At 58.3% G+C, this 1,586-nt stretch carries 1 protein-coding gene; it reads right to left on the reverse strand.

Translation table 11 applies throughout. From position 1 onward, the window contains the following. Window positions 1-1,522: putative bifunctional diguanylate cyclase/phosphodiesterase (locus BLW97_RS17800; protein ID WP_242947872.1), on the reverse strand; the 1,522-nt coding region annotated here is incomplete at its 3' end. Window positions 1,523-1,586: the final 64 nt, after the last annotated feature.

Here is a 1,586-nt window from a genome sequence, read left to right on the forward strand (position 1 = left end):
GGGGGGGGGGTGTAGAATTACCGATGTAATTCAATATGTTAAATGCCTTCACCCAGGCTGGCACGGCCGCTGCGGGCATCGGTTTGGCAAACAGATAGCCCTGCATGGCCGGACAGTCCAGGGTCTCCAGCAACTGTAAATGCCCGACGGTTTCCACGCCTTCGGCAATGACCTCCAGACCCAGCATGCGGGCGGTTTTTGCGACGCCAGCAACAATGGCAAAGTCACGAGGATCATTGAGCATGTCCAGGACAAAACTCTGGTCAATCTTGATGGTCTGGGCAGGCAGCTTCTGCAGATAACTCAAGGAAGCATTCCCCGTTCCGAAATCATCCAGCGCGATGCGAAGGCCCATGGCATTACAGTGCTGGAGTGTTTCCTGAGCCTTCTGAAAATCCAGCATGGGGGCACTTTCGGTGACTTCAATTTCGCAGTACGCCGGGGCTATCCCGGGATGCGCGGCCAGAGCGCACTGCAAGTCATTCAGGAACTCGGGATCCAGCAGATGCCGGGCGCTGATATTCAGCGACAGGCGTAAGGGAAGCCCGGCCTGGTGCCACTGTTCTCCCTGGGACAGGACCGCATCCAACACAAAGCAGCCAATCCGACGGGCCAGGCGGGGATGGTCCAGCGCTTCGGCAAACACAGCGGGCGTGAGCAGCCCCCGTTGGGGATGCTGCAAGCGAATCAGGGCCTCAAAACCAATCACGCCCTGCTCCGGTGATACGGAAGGAGCAGGCCGGGTCACTACCGGCTGGTAGTACATGACCAAGTTCTGGGCCTCAAACGCTTCCTGAGTCATCGTCAACATCTCCATCAGTTGTTCCTGTTCAACATCCAGGGTTTTCTCATAAAAACAATACTGATTGCGACCCCGGGCTTTGGCGGCGTAAAGCGCCAGATCCGCATGCCGCAATATTTGCAGGGCATCCCCCCTATCGCCGGGGAGAATCGTCAATCCAATGCTGGCTGACACGTTCGCCACCTGCGTGTCCATCTCGATAGGCTGGTTCAATGCCTGGATCAGTCGGTGGGCGAGGTGCTGGGCGTCTTCCAGATCATGCATATGGGGCAGCAGCAGTCCGAACTCATCTCCGCCCAGGCGGCTGACGCTATCTTCAGGCCGCAGCGTTTCACGGACCCGTTGTGCTACCGTACAAAGCAGCTGATCCCCTTGGTCGTGTCCCCAGCGATCATTGACCTGTTTGAATCCATCCAGATCGAGAATGCCAACCAGGAGGAGGTCTCCCGGCAGGGGCTGCGCCTCTGTGGCCCGGCGGAGCTGCTCCAGAAACCACTTGCGGTTGGGCAAGCCGGTCAAATCATCGTGATGCGCCTGATAAGCCAGGTGCTCGGTCAAACGACGCCGTTCCGTGACATCATGAAAGACCAGTACGGCGCCCAACACCTGACCATCCCGTCCGTGAATCGGTGCCGCAGAATCTTCAATGGCGATCTCCTGACCATCCGCGCGCAGGAGAACCGTATGGTTGGCCAGCCCCACGATCCGGCCTTCCTGCAAGACTCTGCGGATGGGGTTTTCTACCGGAAGGTGATCCCCCTCATGGGCGATGTGGAAAACCGTT

This window comes from Acidithiobacillus albertensis (assembly GCF_001931655.1).
Taxonomy (GTDB): Bacteria; Pseudomonadota; Gammaproteobacteria; order Acidithiobacillales; family Acidithiobacillaceae; genus Acidithiobacillus; species Acidithiobacillus thiooxidans.